At 58.7% G+C, this 16,578-nt stretch carries 15 protein-coding genes; 11 read left to right on the top strand and 4 right to left on the bottom strand.

Going from position 1 to position 16,578, the window contains the following annotated elements:
- Positions 1-151 precede the first annotated feature (151 nt).
- On the top strand, positions 152-1,756 hold the full coding sequence (locus tag CAL20_RS13825) for an AMP-binding protein (RefSeq protein ID WP_094838144.1): 1,605 nt from the start codon (positions 152-154) through the stop codon (positions 1,754-1,756).
- Positions 1,757-1,845: 89 nt separating this feature from the next.
- On the opposite strand, the gene CAL20_RS13830 is transcribed toward CAL20_RS13825, so the two are convergent.
- The gene (locus CAL20_RS13830; protein WP_094821711.1) at positions 1,846-2,103 is read right to left on the bottom strand and encodes an accessory factor UbiK family protein; all 258 of its coding nucleotides are present in this window, start codon (positions 2,101-2,103) and stop codon (positions 1,846-1,848) included.
- Between the two features lie 610 nt (positions 2,104-2,713).
- On the opposite strand from CAL20_RS13830, the gene glnK reads away from it, so the two are divergent.
- The 6 genes from glnK (at position 2,714) to CAL20_RS13860 (ending at position 7,781) form a co-directional block, all read left to right on the top strand.
- Entirely contained in the window at positions 2,714-3,052 is a 339-nt protein-coding gene (glnK, locus tag CAL20_RS13835; RefSeq protein ID WP_012249555.1) for a P-II family nitrogen regulator, read from the top strand.
- A 36-nt stretch (positions 3,053-3,088) separates the two neighbouring features.
- Positions 3,089-4,324 (top strand): ammonium transporter, encoded by a 1,236-nt coding sequence (gene amt, locus CAL20_RS13840; protein WP_094821712.1) that lies wholly within the window; start codon positions 3,089-3,091, stop codon positions 4,322-4,324.
- Positions 4,325-4,570: 246 nt separating this feature from the next.
- Positions 4,571-4,969 carry a VOC family protein gene (locus CAL20_RS13845; RefSeq protein WP_094821713.1) on the top strand — a complete coding sequence of 133 codons (399 nt, stop codon included), beginning with the start codon at positions 4,571-4,573 and terminating at the stop codon, positions 4,967-4,969.
- Positions 4,970-5,052: 83 nt separating this feature from the next.
- Positions 5,053-5,664 (top strand): tat (twin-arginine translocation) pathway signal sequence, encoded by a 612-nt coding sequence (locus CAL20_RS13850; RefSeq protein WP_256981493.1) that lies wholly within the window; start codon positions 5,053-5,055, stop codon positions 5,662-5,664.
- A 20-nt stretch (positions 5,665-5,684) separates the two neighbouring features.
- The gene (locus CAL20_RS13855; RefSeq protein ID WP_094838145.1) at positions 5,685-7,283 is read left to right on the top strand and encodes a GMC family oxidoreductase; all 1,599 of its coding nucleotides are present in this window, start codon (positions 5,685-5,687) and stop codon (positions 7,281-7,283) included.
- A gap of 162 nt (positions 7,284-7,445) precedes the next feature.
- Positions 7,446-7,781: a ribbon-helix-helix domain-containing protein gene (locus tag CAL20_RS13860; RefSeq protein WP_094821715.1), complete on the top strand. Its 336-nt coding sequence runs from the start codon at positions 7,446-7,448 to the stop codon at positions 7,779-7,781.
- Between the two features lie 24 nt (positions 7,782-7,805).
- Here CAL20_RS13860 and CAL20_RS13865 read toward each other — a convergent pair whose 3' ends face one another.
- Positions 7,806-8,516, bottom strand: coding sequence for a TetR family transcriptional regulator (locus CAL20_RS13865; protein ID WP_094838146.1), 711 nt, complete (start codon positions 8,514-8,516; stop codon positions 7,806-7,808).
- Positions 8,517-8,611: 95 nt separating this feature from the next.
- Here CAL20_RS13865 and CAL20_RS13870 point away from each other — a divergent pair, with 95 nt between their 5' ends.
- Entirely contained in the window at positions 8,612-9,910 is a 1,299-nt protein-coding gene (locus CAL20_RS13870; protein WP_094821717.1) for an MFS transporter, read from the top strand.
- A gap of 7 nt (positions 9,911-9,917) precedes the next feature.
- Here CAL20_RS13870 and CAL20_RS13875 read toward each other — a convergent pair whose 3' ends face one another.
- Positions 9,918-12,158 (bottom strand): autotransporter family protein, encoded by a 2,241-nt coding sequence (locus CAL20_RS13875; RefSeq protein ID WP_094838147.1) that lies wholly within the window; start codon positions 12,156-12,158, stop codon positions 9,918-9,920.
- A gap of 197 nt (positions 12,159-12,355) precedes the next feature.
- Positions 12,356-13,066 (bottom strand): GntR family transcriptional regulator, encoded by a 711-nt coding sequence (locus tag CAL20_RS13880; RefSeq protein WP_094838148.1) that lies wholly within the window; start codon positions 13,064-13,066, stop codon positions 12,356-12,358.
- 131 nt (positions 13,067-13,197) lie between these two features.
- On the opposite strand from CAL20_RS13880, the gene CAL20_RS13885 reads away from it, so the two are divergent.
- The 3 genes from CAL20_RS13885 to CAL20_RS13895 all read left to right on the top strand — a co-directional run bounded on the left by CAL20_RS13885 (position 13,198) and on the right by CAL20_RS13895 (position 16,409).
- A complete protein-coding gene (locus tag CAL20_RS13885; protein ID WP_094821720.1) occupies positions 13,198-14,193 on the top strand; it encodes a Bug family tripartite tricarboxylate transporter substrate binding protein in 996 nt (331 codons plus the stop codon).
- Positions 14,194-14,319: 126 nt separating this feature from the next.
- Positions 14,320-15,129: an enoyl-CoA hydratase/isomerase family protein gene (locus CAL20_RS13890; protein ID WP_094838149.1), complete on the top strand. Its 810-nt coding sequence runs from the start codon at positions 14,320-14,322 to the stop codon at positions 15,127-15,129.
- Positions 15,130-15,149: 20 nt separating this feature from the next.
- Positions 15,150-16,409 carry a CaiB/BaiF CoA transferase family protein gene (locus CAL20_RS13895; RefSeq protein WP_094838150.1) on the top strand — a complete coding sequence of 420 codons (1,260 nt, stop codon included), beginning with the start codon at positions 15,150-15,152 and terminating at the stop codon, positions 16,407-16,409.
- Positions 16,410-16,578: the final 169 nt, after the last annotated feature.

Raw genomic sequence — 16,578 nt, forward strand, 5'->3', positions numbered from 1 at the left:
AGAGTTTGACCAAGGACGTACAAGCCGCAAGAACCCAAGGAGACACGGATGAGTACAAAGCGAGTGCTGGTGACGGGTGCCAGCAAAGAGATCGGCCGACCTACGGGACACAGACTCATGACATTGATTTCCACGATCTAAGGAGTAGAAAGTGGATTTCTATTCCCTGCTTTCACAACATGCTCGGACGGCGCCGGCACGGATCGCGTTTCAAGATAAAGACCGCCAGCTGAACTACGCGGCGTTATTGGCCGAGGTGGATCGGGTGGCTGCGCTGATGGCCTCGCGCGGGGCTCGCCGAGGAGACCGTCTGGCGCTGTGGATGCCCAATTGCATTGAATGGCTCGTGACGTTTCTCGCCTGTGCCAGATTGGGAATGACGGTGATCGCTGTCAATACCCGTTTCAAGGAACATGAGGTCGGCCAACTGTTGCAACGCGGCCAATGCCGCTGGCTGGCATTCTGGCCGGCCTTTAAAGGGCTGCCGTTTGTTGACGTGCTCAAGCGCGTGGACACTGCTATCGTTGGTCAACTGAAAGGCGTCATTGCCATCCAGGCCAACGCAGACACCGCTCAAGTCTTGCGCAACGCGTGGCCCGCGCTCGATCTGATCCCGTACTCCGACACCGCGGCGGGGATTGCCGTTTCCGACCCTGGACAGGCCTATGACGGCGCGTTGGTGTACACCACCTCGGGCACCACCTCCGCACCAAAGCTTGTTTTGCATCGACAAGAGGGGCTGATCAATCACGGAGCCATCGCAGCCTCGGCCTATGGTGTCACGCCACAGAGCGTGGTGCTCATTGCCGCGCCGATGTGCGGCGCGTTTGGGTTTTCCACGATGCTCAGCGGCCTGGTCCCTGGCGCCTCCTTGGTCTCACTGCCAGTATTCGAGGCCAGCACTACTGTGCGGCAGATTGGCGATCACGCGGTGACCCATACCTTTGCCAATAACGAACTCATTGATCTGCTGCTAAAGGAAACGGCAGGCAATGCGCGGCCCTTTCCTACGCTGCAGTATGTGGGCTACGCCAGTTTTGCTCCCTCGATGGACGATCTGCCCGAACGCGCGTTACGGGCGGGGATTCCCATTGCCGGGTTATACGGATCCAGCGAGCTCCAGGCCTTGGTCGCCGGCCAAAGGCTCGATGCAGACTGGCAATATCGACGTGCCGCCGGAGGCACCTTGGCCTCGCCAGCCGGCAGGGTCCGTGCCGTGGATCCCGAGCATGGCGACACGCTGCCTCACGGAGCCATCGGGCAGATTGAAATCAAGGCCCCGAGCCTGATGTCGGAGTATCTGGATAATCCTGAGGCCACTAGCAAAGCGATCCATCCTGATGGATTTTTCCGCACTGGCGACCTGGGCTTCACCGTCGATGAACGCACGTTTGTTTTTCAGGGCAGAGACGGGGAGCATCTGCGCCTGGCAGGTTTTCTGGTCAACCCGATGGAAATCGAGACATTCATCCGCGGGCTCGAGGGCATTCAAGCGGCGCAAGTCGTGGGCGCCGAACGCGGCGGGAAAACCGTACCGGTGGCATTTGCCATTGCCATACCTGGAGCCGATGTGAACGAGGCAGCCATCATTCGCGCCTGTCAGGCCTCAATGGCAAAATTCAAGGTCCCTGAACGGGTCGCGTTTGTGCAGCAGTTTCCAATGGTGCAAAGCGCCAACTCCAACAAGGTGCAAAAGCACGAGCTCAGGAAAATGGCGCAAATGCTGCTTGACGGAGATCCGCGCACCACGTCGTAAAGCCACAGTTCAATGCACCGCTCGACGCAGCGGCAGAGATCCCTGTCTATTCATTGCGCGCCGCCCTTCGAGGGCAGCGCGAGCCCAACCTATTCCGGCTTGCTCTCCAAAGCTGACACGCGCAGCTCCAGTTGCTGCACCTGAGCCTGCAGTTGATCCACACGCTCGCGCGCACGTGCAAGCAGATCAGCCTGCACGTCGAATTCCTCGCGGGTGATCAGATCCATTTTCGTAAAGGCCTGCCCCATCATCGCCTTTACATTGCGTTCCAGATCGGCGGCCGGGCTGCGGGCGATCAAGTCGGATAAATTTTTCTGGAAATCTTCGAGCCATTGGGTGCGGTTCATGACGTCCTCGCATTCGATGTTCTGAATGTATAGAGTGTAGCCGCTTCAGCCCTGCCAAACCCTAGCTACAAAAAAATGGGCGGGCCGTACACGGCACCGCCTCAAAGCACAGGAGAAAATCGAATTGCACCAGAGCCATTGCTTGCGATAAACACACTGTCCGAGTGCCCGTCGCACTGCATCTGGTACGGTTTGATTCTTCCTGACGTTGCCGCCGACAACAAGCCACTGGGTGTAATGCCGCGTATCAACAAATTCGATACATTGCTGCGAGAGGCCGAAACAGACGCAGCAATTCGATACAACCCTAGCCGTTGGCAAATGTTTTGTTTCAACCGTCCCTACCCCGGTGCTGCGCACCAATCAAGGGACTAACCCAGGGCATAAATGCACCAAAATAGTGCAATGGCGCACTATATCTGTTCAAAATTTGATCAGCGCCCCGCGCCTCCACGGCATCAACGGCGTCGCCGCGCGGCATTCCCAGTGCGCTCATAGCGAATTTGCGCCCTGACAACGCTTTTTTGTCCTGCGGCGGCGCGGCGTCCAAAAGATGGCACGCATATTGCTTTATTGCTCATGCGTGAATGCAACCATCAGAGGAACTGCCATGAAACTCATCATCGCCATCATCAAGCCGTTCAAGCTCGACGAAGTACGAGTAGCGCTTTCCGGGATCGGCGTACAGGGGCTGACGGTCACCGAAGTCAAAGGCTTTGGCCGTCAAAAGGGACACACTGAACTGTACCGCGGTGCGGAATACGCCGTGGACTTCTTGCCCAAGCTGCGCGTGGAAGCCGCCGTGCCGGATCACCTGGTGGACCAAGTGATCGACGTGATCGAGCAGGCCGCGCGCACTGGCAAGATCGGCGACGGCAAGATCTTTACCGCTCCGTTGGAGCAAGTCATTCGTATTCGCACAGGTGAGTCCGGCGAAGCGGCCCTGTAAGCACAACAACAAAGCAAGAGCATTGGAGCCTGAAAAATGGATAAAGCGGATATCTCCTGGATGCTGGTATCAACGCTGTTGGTACTGATGATGGCAGCGCCCGGATTGGCATTGTTTTACGGCGGCATGGTGCGCAGCAAGAATGTGCTGTCCGTCATGCTGCAGGTGTTGTGCACATTCGCCTTGGGCGTCGTGCTGTGGTTCGTTTATGGTTACTCCTTGGCCTTTACGGAAGGCAATGCCTTTTTTGGCGGACTGTCGCGCGCGTTTTTCTCTGGGATGTTCAATTCCGCGGATGGCACCTACGCCATGTCCGGTTCGCTGACCGAACTGCTGTTTGCGTCGTTCCAGGCTACGTTCGCCGGGCTGACATGCGCGCTGATCGTAGGCAGCTTTGCCGAGCGCGCACGCTTTTCCGCCGTGCTCGTGTTCACGGTCATCTGGTTCACCTTTGCCTACGTGCCTATTGCGCACATGGTGTGGTTTGCCTCGGAGACCGCACCCGGCTTGCTCAATGCCCGTAAGGCGCTGGATTTCGCCGGTGGCACCGTAGTGCATATCAATGCGGGGATTGCAGGCCTGGTAGGCGCCTATGTCATCGGCAAGCGCGTAGGCTATGGCCGCGAAGCCATGCAGCCGCACAGCCTGCCCATGACCTTCATCGGCGCCGCACTGCTGTGGGTGGGTTGGTTCGGTTTCAACGGCGGTTCGGCGCTGGCATCGAACGAAGGCGCTACGCTGGCGTTCTTTAACACCATGATTGCGACCGCTGGTGCGATTCTGTCCTGGCTGTTTACCGAGTGGGCCATCAAGGGCAAGCCCTCGATGCTGGGCGCCGCGTCGGGTGCCGTTGCAGGCCTGGTAGGTATTACGCCTGCCGCAGGTTTCGTGGGCCCTGGCGGTGCACTGATCATCGGCGTGCTGGCGGGTATTGTCTGCGTCTGGGGCGTCAATGGTTTGAAGCGCATGCTGCGTGCGGATGACTCGCTGGATGTGTTCGGCGTGCACGGCGTCGGCGGTATCGTCGGAGCGTTGCTGACGGGTGTTTTCAATGCCAAAGCGTTGGGCGGTCTGGGCGCCGGCACCGGTGAGATGATGTCTCAGCTCTGGGTGCAGTTGGAAGGCGTGCTGCTGACCATCGTATGGTCGGGCGTGGTGGCTTGGATTGCCTACAAGGTCGCCAACATGCTCTGCGGCATCCGCGTACCGGAAGACCAAGAGCGCGAAGGCCTGGATGTCACCAGCCACGGCGAATCGGCATACCACAGTTAAAAGGAAGGGGCTGACGCCGCACTGCGGCGTACCGTCTCCCCAAGGGGAAAAACCACCGATGTGCGAGCATCGGTGGTTTTTTTATCGCCGGGGCAGCAAGCCGCAGGCGCAGCGTGGGAGACATTTTTATTTGCTTCCGTATTTAGCCCGCTATTACCCATCCCCGATCAAATCTGCCTAGACTGCTCTCCATGCAGCGATGACGAACTGCATTGCTGACTATAAAAACTGCTGGAGACTTGCATCATGGCAAAACTGATCCACACGATGATACGTGTGCGCGATCTCGATAAATCGCTGAGCTTCTATCAAAGCGCATTCGGACTGGAACCGAGTTATCGCCTGGATTTCGATAGTTTCTCGCTCGTGTATTTACGCAACAGTGAAAGCGAAACTGAAATCGAGCTCACGTGGAATAAGGGCCGAGCTGAGCCCTATTCTCACGGCGATGGATATGGGCACGTGGCCTTTGTGGTGGACGATGCCATTCACGAACGCGAGCGCCTGAGCGCATTGGGCTTCACGCCCAATGATCTCAAAGAATTCTTTGCCGCGGACGGTGCATTGATCGCGCGCTATTTCTTTATCCAGGACCCAGACGGCTACAAGATCGAAGTGCTCGAACGCCACGGGCATTATCAGTAGGCTATTGCCGCCGCACCATACTCTGAGAGCATCAGAGCCTGCGCACGAGAAAAGCCCAAGCACGGGGCTAGAAGGAGACAAGCATGCAATCCAAACACATCGCGCTCGCTGTCGAGCGAGAACAGTCACGCGCCACAGGCAAGCCCTGTATTTCGCTCACGCGCAGAGCCTTGTTAAAAGGCACGGGCGTGCTATTTGGCACCTTGGCGATGTCGTCCGCGCTGGCCCTGATCGCGCCCAGCCGAGCCTGGGCGTTGGAATTGAAAAGCCTGGACGAGCACCAAGGAAAAGTCCTGCTTGCGCTGGTCAAGCGCATCTATCCCCATGCCACACTAGAAGACGCGGTGTACGCGCTCGTCATCAAAGACCTGGATGGCAAGGCCGCAAACACTGCCACGATACGTGACCAACTCGCCGAGGGTGTACGCAAACTCGATGCGCAAGCAGGTGGCGATTGGTCCGCGCGTGCGGCTGGCGACCAGGACCGGGATATCGCGGCGCTGGCGGACACGTCGTTTTTTCAGACTGTACGCTCGACGGCAGTGGTCTCGCTCTACTCCAACGCCCTGGCCTATGCCCATTTCGGTTATGGCGCGCAGGCAGGCGACGGCGGCTATCTATACAAGGGATTCAATGATCTGGCGTGGCTGCCGAATCCCCCGGAACAAGACAGCGGGCCGATCCCGGCAAACTGATTAAAACGAGGAGACCAGACATGGCAAACACAAATACCCAAGAACAGCCGGGCAAAAAATTTTCTCTCGACGACGATCATGTCATCGTAGTGATCGGCTCAGGCGCAGGGGGCGGCACATTGGCCAATGAACTCGCGCAGAAAGGCGTGGACGTCGTCATCCTCGAAGCCGGAAAACTGCATACCCAAGCGGATTTTCTGGCTGACGAATGGGCGTCGTTTCAGCAACTGGCGTGGCTCGACCCGCGTACCGCATCGGGTTCATGGCGTATCGCGAAAGATTTTCCCAACTTGCCCGCATGGATCTGTAAAACCGTCGGAGGAACATCGGTGCACTGGGCCGGGGCGAGCCTGCGCATTCAACCGTACGAATTCAAGGCGCTGACGACATACGGAAAAGTCGACGGCGCAACGTTGCTCGACTGGCCGATCTCGCGCGAGGATCTCGATCCCTACTATGCACGAGCCGAGAAAAAACTCGGTGTGACACGTACCAACGGCTTGCCCGGACTGCCGGGCAACAACAACTTCAAAATATTCCACGAAGGCGCTACCAAGATCGGCTACAAGCACGTCAATACAGGCCATATGGCCATCAACAGCGTGACCAATGACGATCGGGCGCACTGTTATCAGCGGGGATTCTGTTTTCAGGGCTGTCGATTCGGTGCGAAGTGGTCGACGTTGTATACGGAGCTGCCGCGCGCAATTGAAACCGGGCATGCGGAGTTGCGTACCGAGGCACACGTGGCGCGTATCGAGCATGATGAGACGGGCAAGGTGAATGCCGTGCTGTACTACGACGCCAAAGGCGCGCTGCAACGACAGAAAGCCCGCGCCGTTGCCGTGGCGGGGAATTCGATCGAAACACCTCGCCTGCTGATGAACTCACACTCGGCGAAGTTCGCCAATGGGTTGGCAAACAGCTCGGATCAGGTGGGCCGCAACTACATGCGCCATACGACGGGCTCGGTCTACGCCACGTTTGCGAATAAGGTCGATATGTACAAGGGCACGGTGATGGCAGGCATCGTCGAAGACGAGGCGCGCCACGATACCTCGCGAGGATTCGCAGGCGGCTATCACATGGAGACGATATCTCTGGGCCTGTCGTTCTACGCGGCATTCCTGGATCCGGGCGCATGGGGTCCGAAGTTCGCGGATGCCATGGATCAGTATGCGCACACGGCAGGGCTATGGATCGTGGGCGAAGACATGCCCCAATCCTCCAACCGCGTCACGCTGAATACCGAGTTAAAGGACCAATACGGCCTGCCAACCGCAAACGTGCATTTCGACGACCATCCAAACGATGTGGCCATGCGCGAACATGGCTTCAAGCAATCGGAGGCCCTGTACAAAGCCGCGGGTGCGAAAGACACCTATCGTGTACCGCCCTATCCTTCCACGCACAATCTGGGCACGGCGAGGATGAGCGACAAGCCCGAAGACGGCGTCGTCAACAAGCATGGCCAATCTCACGATATCCGTAACCTGTTCATTTCGGATGGCAGCCAATTCACGACTGGTGCGGCCGAGAATCCTACGCTGACGATCGTGTCATTGGCCATTCGCCAGGCGGACTACATTGCCGCACAGATGAAGCAAGGATCCATTTGAACGCTTGAGGCCTTGAAACAGAGAGCACGCCACATTGCGTCTGCTCTCGTCACCGACGCCGATACTGTACCCGCACCAGCGAATACGAAATCGGCGTAACATCATTGCGACAAGCCCGGCGCTCGACCGGGCTGCGCCATTCATCAAGGTAGGAGGACAATCGTGTGCCAGATCTATGTAAATACGGATCCGATTCTTTACGAATCCCGCACGCGCTCGTTGCGCATTCATGGCGTGGTGACGACAGTCCGATTGGAAAATCTGTTCTGGAACGTCTTGCAGGAAATCGCCGAACGCGAAGACCTGACGACGAGTCAGTTCGCGATCAAATTGCACGATGAACTGCTCGCTCGTCATGGGGACATGCCCATGAGCTTTGCGTCGTTTTTACGTGTCTGCTGTCTGCGATATTTGTCGCAGAAGAACACCGACCTCACGCCTTTATGCGATGGCCGTGACGCAACGCGGTTTCAGCCAGTGTTGGCCCATGCGCGGTGATGTGCCGTTGAACCGGTTGGCTGCTCAGCGTTTGAGCGGCGCCGCCGGCTCTGGAGGCGCCATGCTGGCGTCTATCAGGCGGCTGGCGACTTCGGGCAGATAGCGCGCCGGCCCGCCCTCGCCGAATATCTGGCCGGACACAAACGCCCCCTCCAGCAGCAGCACCAGGCCATCAGCCAGGATTGCCGGCTCGGCGGCTCCCATCGCCGTCGCGAGTTCGACCATGCGCGCGCGCAGCGCCGCCTTGTGCGTCACGGCAACTTGATGAGCGGGATGATCGGGTTCGGGATACTCGACGACGGCATTGGTCAAACCGCAACCCCGATAGCGCGTGGTGGCCGGGGGCATGAAAGCCTCGTCCGCAACAACGCGATCTGATTCCGGCTGTGCCCGCCTACCTGCCGACCGTTGAGCCAGGCGTTCGAAATACACCATCAATGCAGCGCGCGGATCATCGGGGTACAGGGCCGCTCCCTCATTGAACTTGGCCCAGAACTCCCCTTCGTAGTCGCGTAAATACGACGCCGCTAACTCGTCTTTCGACGAAAAGCTGCGATACAGACTGGGCTTGGTCACACCCGCCTCGGCCACCAAGGCGTCTACGCCCACCGCGCGAATGCCGTCCTCATAGAACATGCGGCGCGCGGTCTCGCGAATACGCTCGGACGCCAGCTTGGGCGACGCCGATTGGGGGGACAACTCAGCCGCAGCAGAGGACGCAGTTTTACGGGTCATGGCAATACTCCTGACATCGGATCAATATTTTTTACTTGACGATGTTACTGACCGGTACGTAGCATACGAGTTCCCGATACGTACTGGTCAGTAACATGAGTATATCCCAGCTCCCTCGCCCCTTTCGGCACTATGGGCAACGCTACGCCTTTGTCGTGGTTGCCGTCATCTTTCTATCCCTATTAGCCTCGGCAGGCCTGCGCTCTACGCCGAGCGTGTTGCTCGTCCCATTGGAGGAAAACTTTGGGTGGTCTCGCGCCACCACGTCATTGTCGGCCGCCGTGGGGATTTTTCTGTACGGTTTGGTGGGCCCCTTCGCTGCGGCAGCGATGGAACGGTTTGGCGTACGCCGCGTGTTGATCGCTGCATTGAGCTTGATGGCGGTATCCACCGGGCTGAGCAGCTTCATGACCGAACCCTGGCATCTGCTGCTGACCTGGGGTGTGTTTTCCGGTATTGGCTCGGGCGCGGTGGCGGTGGTGTTGGGCGCGACGGTGGTCAACCGCTGGTTCTCGTCACGCCGTGGCCTGATGATGGGTTTGCTGACCGCCAGTACGGCGACTGGGACGTTGCTGTTTTTGCCCGGTTTGGCCGCACTAGCCTCGTCCGGCGACTGGCGGCGTGCGGTGTGGGCAGTGACTGCGGCGACCGCGGCATTGGTACCGCTGGCTTGGTGGCTGGTGCGTGACCGGCCGGCCAGCGTGGGCCTGACACCCTATGGCTCTGCGCCCGATACGCCGCTGGTGGCACCGGCGCCGCGCACAGGCTTGCTGACCGCGACATTCGGTGCGCTGAATCGTGCGATTCGCACACGCGCATTCTGGTATTTGTTTGCGACGTTTTTCGTCTGTGGTTTCACGACGAATGGTCTGGTGGGTACGCATTTGATTGCTCTGTGCGGTGATCATGGCATTCCCGAAGTGCGTGCGGCAGGACTATTGGCCGTCATGGGGATTTTTGATCTGATCGGCACGACGGCCTCTGGATGGCTGACGGATCGCTATGACCCGCGCAAGCTGCTGTTTGTTTACTATGGGCTACGCGGGTTGGCGCTGATGTACCTGCCCTATTCCGATTTCTCGTTCTATAGTCTGTCGATTTTTGCGATATTTTTTGGTCTGGACTGGATAGCGACCGTTCCGCCCACATTGCGCCTGACGACCGAGGCGTTCGGTGAGCGCGATGCGCCGATCGTGTTCGGCTGGATCGTCGCGGGCCATCAGGTCGGCGCTGCGTCGGCGGCATGGATGGCGGGCTATATCCGCGACACGCAAGGCAGCTATTTGGTGGCGTTTGTGTTGGCGGGAGCGACCGGCATCATCGCGGCCATCCTGGCGCTGATGATTCGGCGCTCGGGCAGAGCGCCCGAGCCGAATCCGTTGGCAGCAACCTGAGCTTGGCTTAAAAGCGATATTTCAACGCCAGATTTCCACCGGTCTCGTAATATCCCGAGTTGCCTTGATTGCGGAACAAGGCAACATCGAGCGAGACACGCTGGTTGATATCGCCCTCCACGCCCAATTTCAATTGGCCCGCGTTGCGGCCGCCGTCCATCTCGGCGCCCACCCCGTTCATACGCACCCCGTAGTTTTTGCTGGAACGCAGCCAGTTGAGCTCGAGGTGCGGAGTGATGGTCGAGGTCAGGCCGCTGGGGATGTGTGCGGCCGCCCGTAAACCGACGACCGTCTGCGTACGGCCTCGATTCAGGAAGTCGACGCGCGTACCGTTAGCCTCCTGCAGATTAGCCGAGCGTACGTTCTGATAAATGATCTGCGCGTGGGGCTGCAACACGTACTTTACGTTATTGCGCTCGGCGATCTTGGCGTTGTAGCCGAGTTCTGCCGAGGCCGTGACGCCTTTCGAGGTGTACTTTTCGAGCGGCAGGTCATCACCTTTGACCTTGTTGTTGAACCGGTTCCATAGCACCCAGGTGTCCAGGTATATCCCGCTCTGGGTGTCGGCATTTTGCTGATAGGTGCCATAGATCCCCACGCTGTGACCATCCACTTTGCCGTGACTCGAATAACCCGACACACGCGATGTCGTGCGCCCACCGTAGTGTCCGTATCCGCCCATGACGCCAATGGTGATCTGATCGAGCAGGTTGGTTGAGCTCGCCAGCATATCGATGCCCAGCATCGCCATGTTTTTGTTGCCCCGGATACGTAATTGCCCCGAAGCCTCATTGAGGTGATTGCGGGAGCCGTTGTACCGCACCCATACGCTGCCATGATGGCCATGGCCCTCGCCCTGATAGTAGCTGCTCAGCCGGTCGTTCAGATTCATCCGAAACATGGTGTTGGCTGCCAAGGCATTGCTGTTGTAGGAGCCCGCTTCGGGGCGGATGATTTTGATACGTGGCACTAGGGGCGCCCGCATGCTGAGGGCTTTCCCCTGTGCAGTGTTGAGCTTTGAGTCTGAGGAACGACCAGCGTTGGCCGCAGCGTTCTGTTCGCTCTCGGACTGTCCTTCGGAGACCGGCTCGGTAGACGTGCCGCCCTCTGGACTCGATGAATCTCCCGCGGGTTCTTCTGATTGCTGCTTATTCCCCGATGTTGGTGATGCATCACTCACCAAATACCAGTCCTTCAACGAGCTCGAAGCTGGGTCGCGATCATCTCGTCGTACCAGACGGTACTCATAGGAACCCGCCACGGCGCGCCCCGCCAGGGTGAACTCCGCCTCCGAATTCCCCCGTACGGTAATCAACTTGATAAGGCCGCGAGCGTAATCGATATCGGCGCCACGACCCAAATTGATGATTCTGACTTTGGATTCGCCGCTGCTATTTCCCATGATCACCAATTTGTCGTGGGCCATGCTGTGCGACGGAGCAACCACCTCCACCAGACGAGAGCGCTCATCGATTGCCATATGCACGACACTTCCTTTTTCGCCATGGTAGTCCCCCTCCACATACAGCGTACTGCCAGCCCCGCTTTCCAAATTGTGAATCCAAACGTCCCCATGGACAGTCAGATTGCCTTTGATTACAAAGCTTTTGATTTGATCTTTTTTCTTTGCCTCTAACGAGCCTACTTGCAGCGATCCACCACGCTCTATCAGAACGTGTTGATCATGCTGCCGTCGAGGCCCATCGAGGGGCAGGGCCAAGCCGCTTCCTACTAACCACGTATCATTTTTCACTCTGATCAGTTTTGCAGCGATACGGCTATCGTCCACCTGCAGCGTGCCCGCATCGAGGATTATTTCTCCCTTGAAATCGTTGTCATGCATGACCAACGGCTTGGAGATGCTTCCCCCTCTGATGATCAATTTGCCCAGGTGATCACCGACAATATGCACGTCCTCGAAGGGATGATCGTCCCGTGTATTCATACCGTCACGGACAATCACGGTTTGAGAGCCGAAAAACACCTTGGGCCGTTGCCAGATAACCCGTTCAGGCCAGGACTGCTTTTCACTGCGGAACTCAGAGAAAGGAACGGCTTGAGACAGGCGGCTATCGTTGCCGACATGCGGCCCCGCCGCAGACTGAACGGCGCAGGGCAGGAACAACCACGTCAGCAAGACAAACGACTTGCCCCTTGCGGATGGCTTTCGCCCGCGCTTACGCATTGCCGAGGACACCACCCAGCCACGGACATCCGAGTTCCCGTTGAGTTTGCAGATCGTGATCATTCGCTCGCTCCCACTCAGTTAGATGACGCGAGTTATTGAGCCACGACCTTTCGGAAACCGCGGAAATGCGCCGATTAGAGTCCAGAAATGAGACGAACCGAATTCGAACGAGTAGAAACGACAAGGCCGATCGCGTACGCCATCGGCGACGACGTTATCCCGCCTTTATCGGGCGCGGGCACGCGCGATTTCAGAACTCACGACGCAGCGGCCGGCGCCGTGCGCACCGTCCGCATCTGATAAGCCTTGCGTCCCTTTAAATGACCGCGGATCAGGGATTCCGCCTCTTCCCCGTCGCGCCGCAGCAAGGCGCCTACAAACGCCTCATGGTCGTTCATCGCCTTGGTCCATTCGTCCAGATCGAAATTTGAGCGATAGCGCAGTGCCTGGACTTGCAGATTGAATCGGTCGTAGGCGTGCGTCAGCGCCGGGTTGTGCGCCGCGCGGTTGATCGCGATGTGCGTACCCATGCTGGTGGCGTAATAGGCACGGATGTCGCGGTTGTTGTAGTAATCGCGGGTCTGCTCGTGCAACTGCGCGATGTGCGCGAGCTCTTCGTCCGTGGCGCGCTCGGCCGCACTGCGGGCGGCCAAGCCTTCCAGTACCGCCAAGACGTCGAAGATGTTCTCGATGTCTTCGGCAGACAGCTCTATCACCATGGCGCCGCGTTTAGGCTGCAGCGTCAACAACCCGTCAGAGGCCAGCATCCGATAGGCCTCGCGCAACGGCGTGCGCGAAATTTTCAGGCGGTCGCACAGATCCCGCTCGTTGAGCCAGGTGCCCGGTTTGAGCGTGCCATCGATGATCAATTGGCGCAGCCGTTCAGCCACGACGGCCGGCAAAGTGGGATGGTGAATGGCCAAATCCAGGGGAGATTGGTCGGAAACCGAAGCTTCAGCGTTAGCCATGGGTTGTTCGTACGTCCTAAATCGTCTATTGTTGTATCTGGTATACCAAACACCGAAGGCATACCAAGCCTGTACCAATCATAGAGCAAGCAATGCCCGGACAGGCTCACTTACTGAGGAGACACACCCCTATGCATACCCCCGTTCGTGCCTGGGCCAGCGCCTTGGCGATCACCACTCTGATTTCCGCCGGCTCCCCTGCTCTAGCCCAGGACGCGTCCAAATGGCCTGAACGGCCGATCCGCCTGGTTGTCGGTTTTGTACCCGGCGGCGGCACCGATGTATCAGCGCGCATTCTGTCGGCGAAACTGTCCAGCGTTTTAGGCCAGCAGATCGTCGTGGAAAACAAACCCGGCGCCTCGGGCTTGATCGCGTCCGATTACGTGGCCAAGGCCGATCCCGACGGCTATACCCTGATGCTGGCCAATATGCAGTCGACGGTGTCCGCGCCCTATGTGGTCCAGTCGGACATCGACCCGATCAGGGATTTCACCGCTGTGCGCTATATCGGGTCGGTGCCGAACGTATTGGTGATCAATCCCACCAAGCACGACTACAAGACAGTGCAAAATCTGATCGACGATGCCAAGGCTCGTCCAAAGCAATTGCTATACGCCTCATCCGGCCAGGGCAGCCCGCAGCACCTGAGCGCCGCCCGGTTCTCGCAGATTGCCGGCGTCGAGATGGAACACGTGCCGTACAAAGGCAGCGGCCAGGCGATGACGGACCTGCTGGGCGGCAACGTGGACATGAATTTCGATACGCTGCCAGGCGCGATCGGCCAGGTCCAGGCCGGCAAATTGCGCCCGCTGGCTGTCACCAGCGCGCAGCGCAGCAAGCGTTTGCCTGAGGTCCCTACCCTGGCCGAGGCCGGCATCAAGGGAATGGACATCATCCAATGGTATGCCTTGCTGGCGCCTGCCAAACTACCCAAACCGATTCTGGACAAGCTAGACCAAGCCGTGGCACAGACGCTGGCCGATCCTGAAATCCAGGCGAAACTGGCCGACCAAGGCATGGAGCTGGGCGGCGGCCCCGAGACGCCGGTCGAGTTCGCCAGCTATATCAAGGACGAATGGAGCAAATACGGAAAAATCACCAGCAGCCTGGGGTTGAGCAAGCAGTAGACCTGCCGGCTCACCGGACGGCTGCGCGTCTGAGACGCCATACGCAACATTTTTGACTGATCCTGCAGCCTGGCGGCTGCGCCCTTTTCCCACCCGGCATCAATATCGAGGCCGATCGGAGAATCAATGAACACAACTTCCACCACCAACGCTGCCGGCGAATCGCTGGTCCAGGTGCAACGCGATGGCGGCATCGTGACCGTCGTCCTGAATCGTCCGGAAAAGCTCAATGCCTTCACCATCGATGGCTGGAGATTGCTGGGCGATACCTTTCTGGAACTGAACGATGATGACAGCGTACGCTGCATCGTATTGCGCGGCGCCGGGGAAAAATCCTTTTCGCCCGGCAACGACATCAGCGAATTCGAAACCTCGCGCAGCAATAAAAAACAAGCCGTCGCGTACGGTGCGGTCATGCGCCGCACGATTGAATCACTGGCCAACTGCCGCCATCCGATCGTGGCGCAGATTCATGGGATCTGCGTAGGCGGCGGCCTGGAAATCGCCAGCCTGGCCGACATCCGCATCTGCGGCGAGAGTTCGCGTTTTGGCGTGCCGATCAAGAATCTCGGCTTGGTGATGTCGTACTCGGAGCTGTCGCCCCTGGTACGTCTGGTGGGACCTACCGTGGCGCTGCAGGTACTGCTGGAAGGCACGATTTTCGACGCCAGCGAGGCCCTGAGGCTGGGCGTAGTCACGCGCGTAGCCGCGGACGATCAGGTCGCTGCCGAGGCCCAGGCGACCGCACGCCGCGTTGCCGAAGGCGCGCCGCTGGTAGCGCGTTGGCACAAGAAATTCGTCCGCAATCTGATGGCGGGCACGCCATTGACCGACGCTGATCGCGACGAGGCCTTCGATTGTTTTGATACGGAAGACTTCCGCACCGGCTATCGCGCGTTTTTGGCAAAAGAAAAACCCCAATTCAACGGACGCTGAGCCTCGTTTCAGGAAACACTATGGAAAAGCACGCATCCAATCCCCCCTCTGCTAGTGGCGCTGCGAAAGGCGCGCTAGCAGGCATGCGCGTGATCGAGTTGTCGCAGATCATGGCGGGCCCCACCTGCGGCATGATGTTGGCCGACTTGGGCGCCGACGTGATCAAGGTCGAAAAAATCAACGGCGGCGACGATTCGCGGCAGTATCGCGACCCGCAGATCAATGGGATCTCGGCGCCGTATTTGATGTTGAACCGGAACAAGCGCGCCATCGCGCTGGATTTAAAGCATCCCGAGGGCAAGAAAGTCCTGCTGCGCATGATCCGCGACGCCGATGTGGTCACGGAGAACTTTCGCAAGGGCACGATGGAGAAACTGGGCCTGGGGTACGAGACGTTGCGCAAGGAAAATCCGGGTCTGATTTACTGCGCAGTATCGGGTTACGGCCTGTCTGGTCCTTATGCGGACAAGGGTGGCTTTGATCTGGTCGCGCAGGGTTTCTCGGGCCTGATGGCCATTACCGGTGAACCTGGCGGGCCGCCGTTGCGCACGGGGAATTCGGTGGCCGATATCAATGCGGGCTTGCTGGCGGCATTCGGCGTATTGGCTGCGTATCAGCACAAACAGCGCACGGGCGAAGGCCAGATTGTCGAGACCTCGCTGCTGGAGGCCAGTCTGCAGCAGTTGTATTGGCATGCCGCGATTTATTTTGGCAGCGGCGTATCGCCTGGGCCTACCGGATCGGCGCACGTATTGAGCGCACCGTACCAGGCATTTCCGACAGGGACGGACTGGATCATCATCGGCGGGGCCAACGAAAAGAACTGGCAGCGTATTGCAGCAGCGTTGGGCAAACCTGAATGGGCAGAGGATCCGCGCTTTGCACGCAACCGGGATCGGATGAACAATCGCGATGAGCTCGTTGAATGCATGTCCGCTATCTTGAAAACCCGCAGTGCACAGGAATGGCTGGATATTTTCGATGAAGCTGGCGTACCGGCCGGGCCCGTGCATTCGATCGCACAGGCGCTGTCGCATCCGCAGACACTGGCGCGGGGCATGGTGGTGGAACAGGAGCACTCTGTCGCGGGCACAGTGCGTACTGTGGGGATGCCGGTCAAGTTGTCGGCTACACCGGCGCAGTATCATCGGCCTGCTCCGCAGTTGGGTGAAGATACTGTCGCTATTCTGGGGGAATTTGGCTATAGCGAGTCGGAGATTGACGATTTGATCAAGACTGGGGTCGTGGCGGCGATTGATCGTGAGGCTGCGACGGCGTAGGTGTGGCTAGCTGTGGATTCCGTCAGGGGAATGAGTGAGGCTGGTGTGTTTATTGGACGTCGAGCCGAGGCAATCGGGCCGTGCGGGCTTCACAAAGCCGGTCCGGCGCGCGGGCGCCGGACATCGTGTTCGCTCGCTTCGTCCGGCCCCTACGGGCCTCCCTTCAGCC

The organism is Bordetella genomosp. 4 (assembly GCF_002261185.1).
Classification (GTDB): Bacteria; Pseudomonadota; Gammaproteobacteria; order Burkholderiales; family Burkholderiaceae_B; genus Bordetella_A.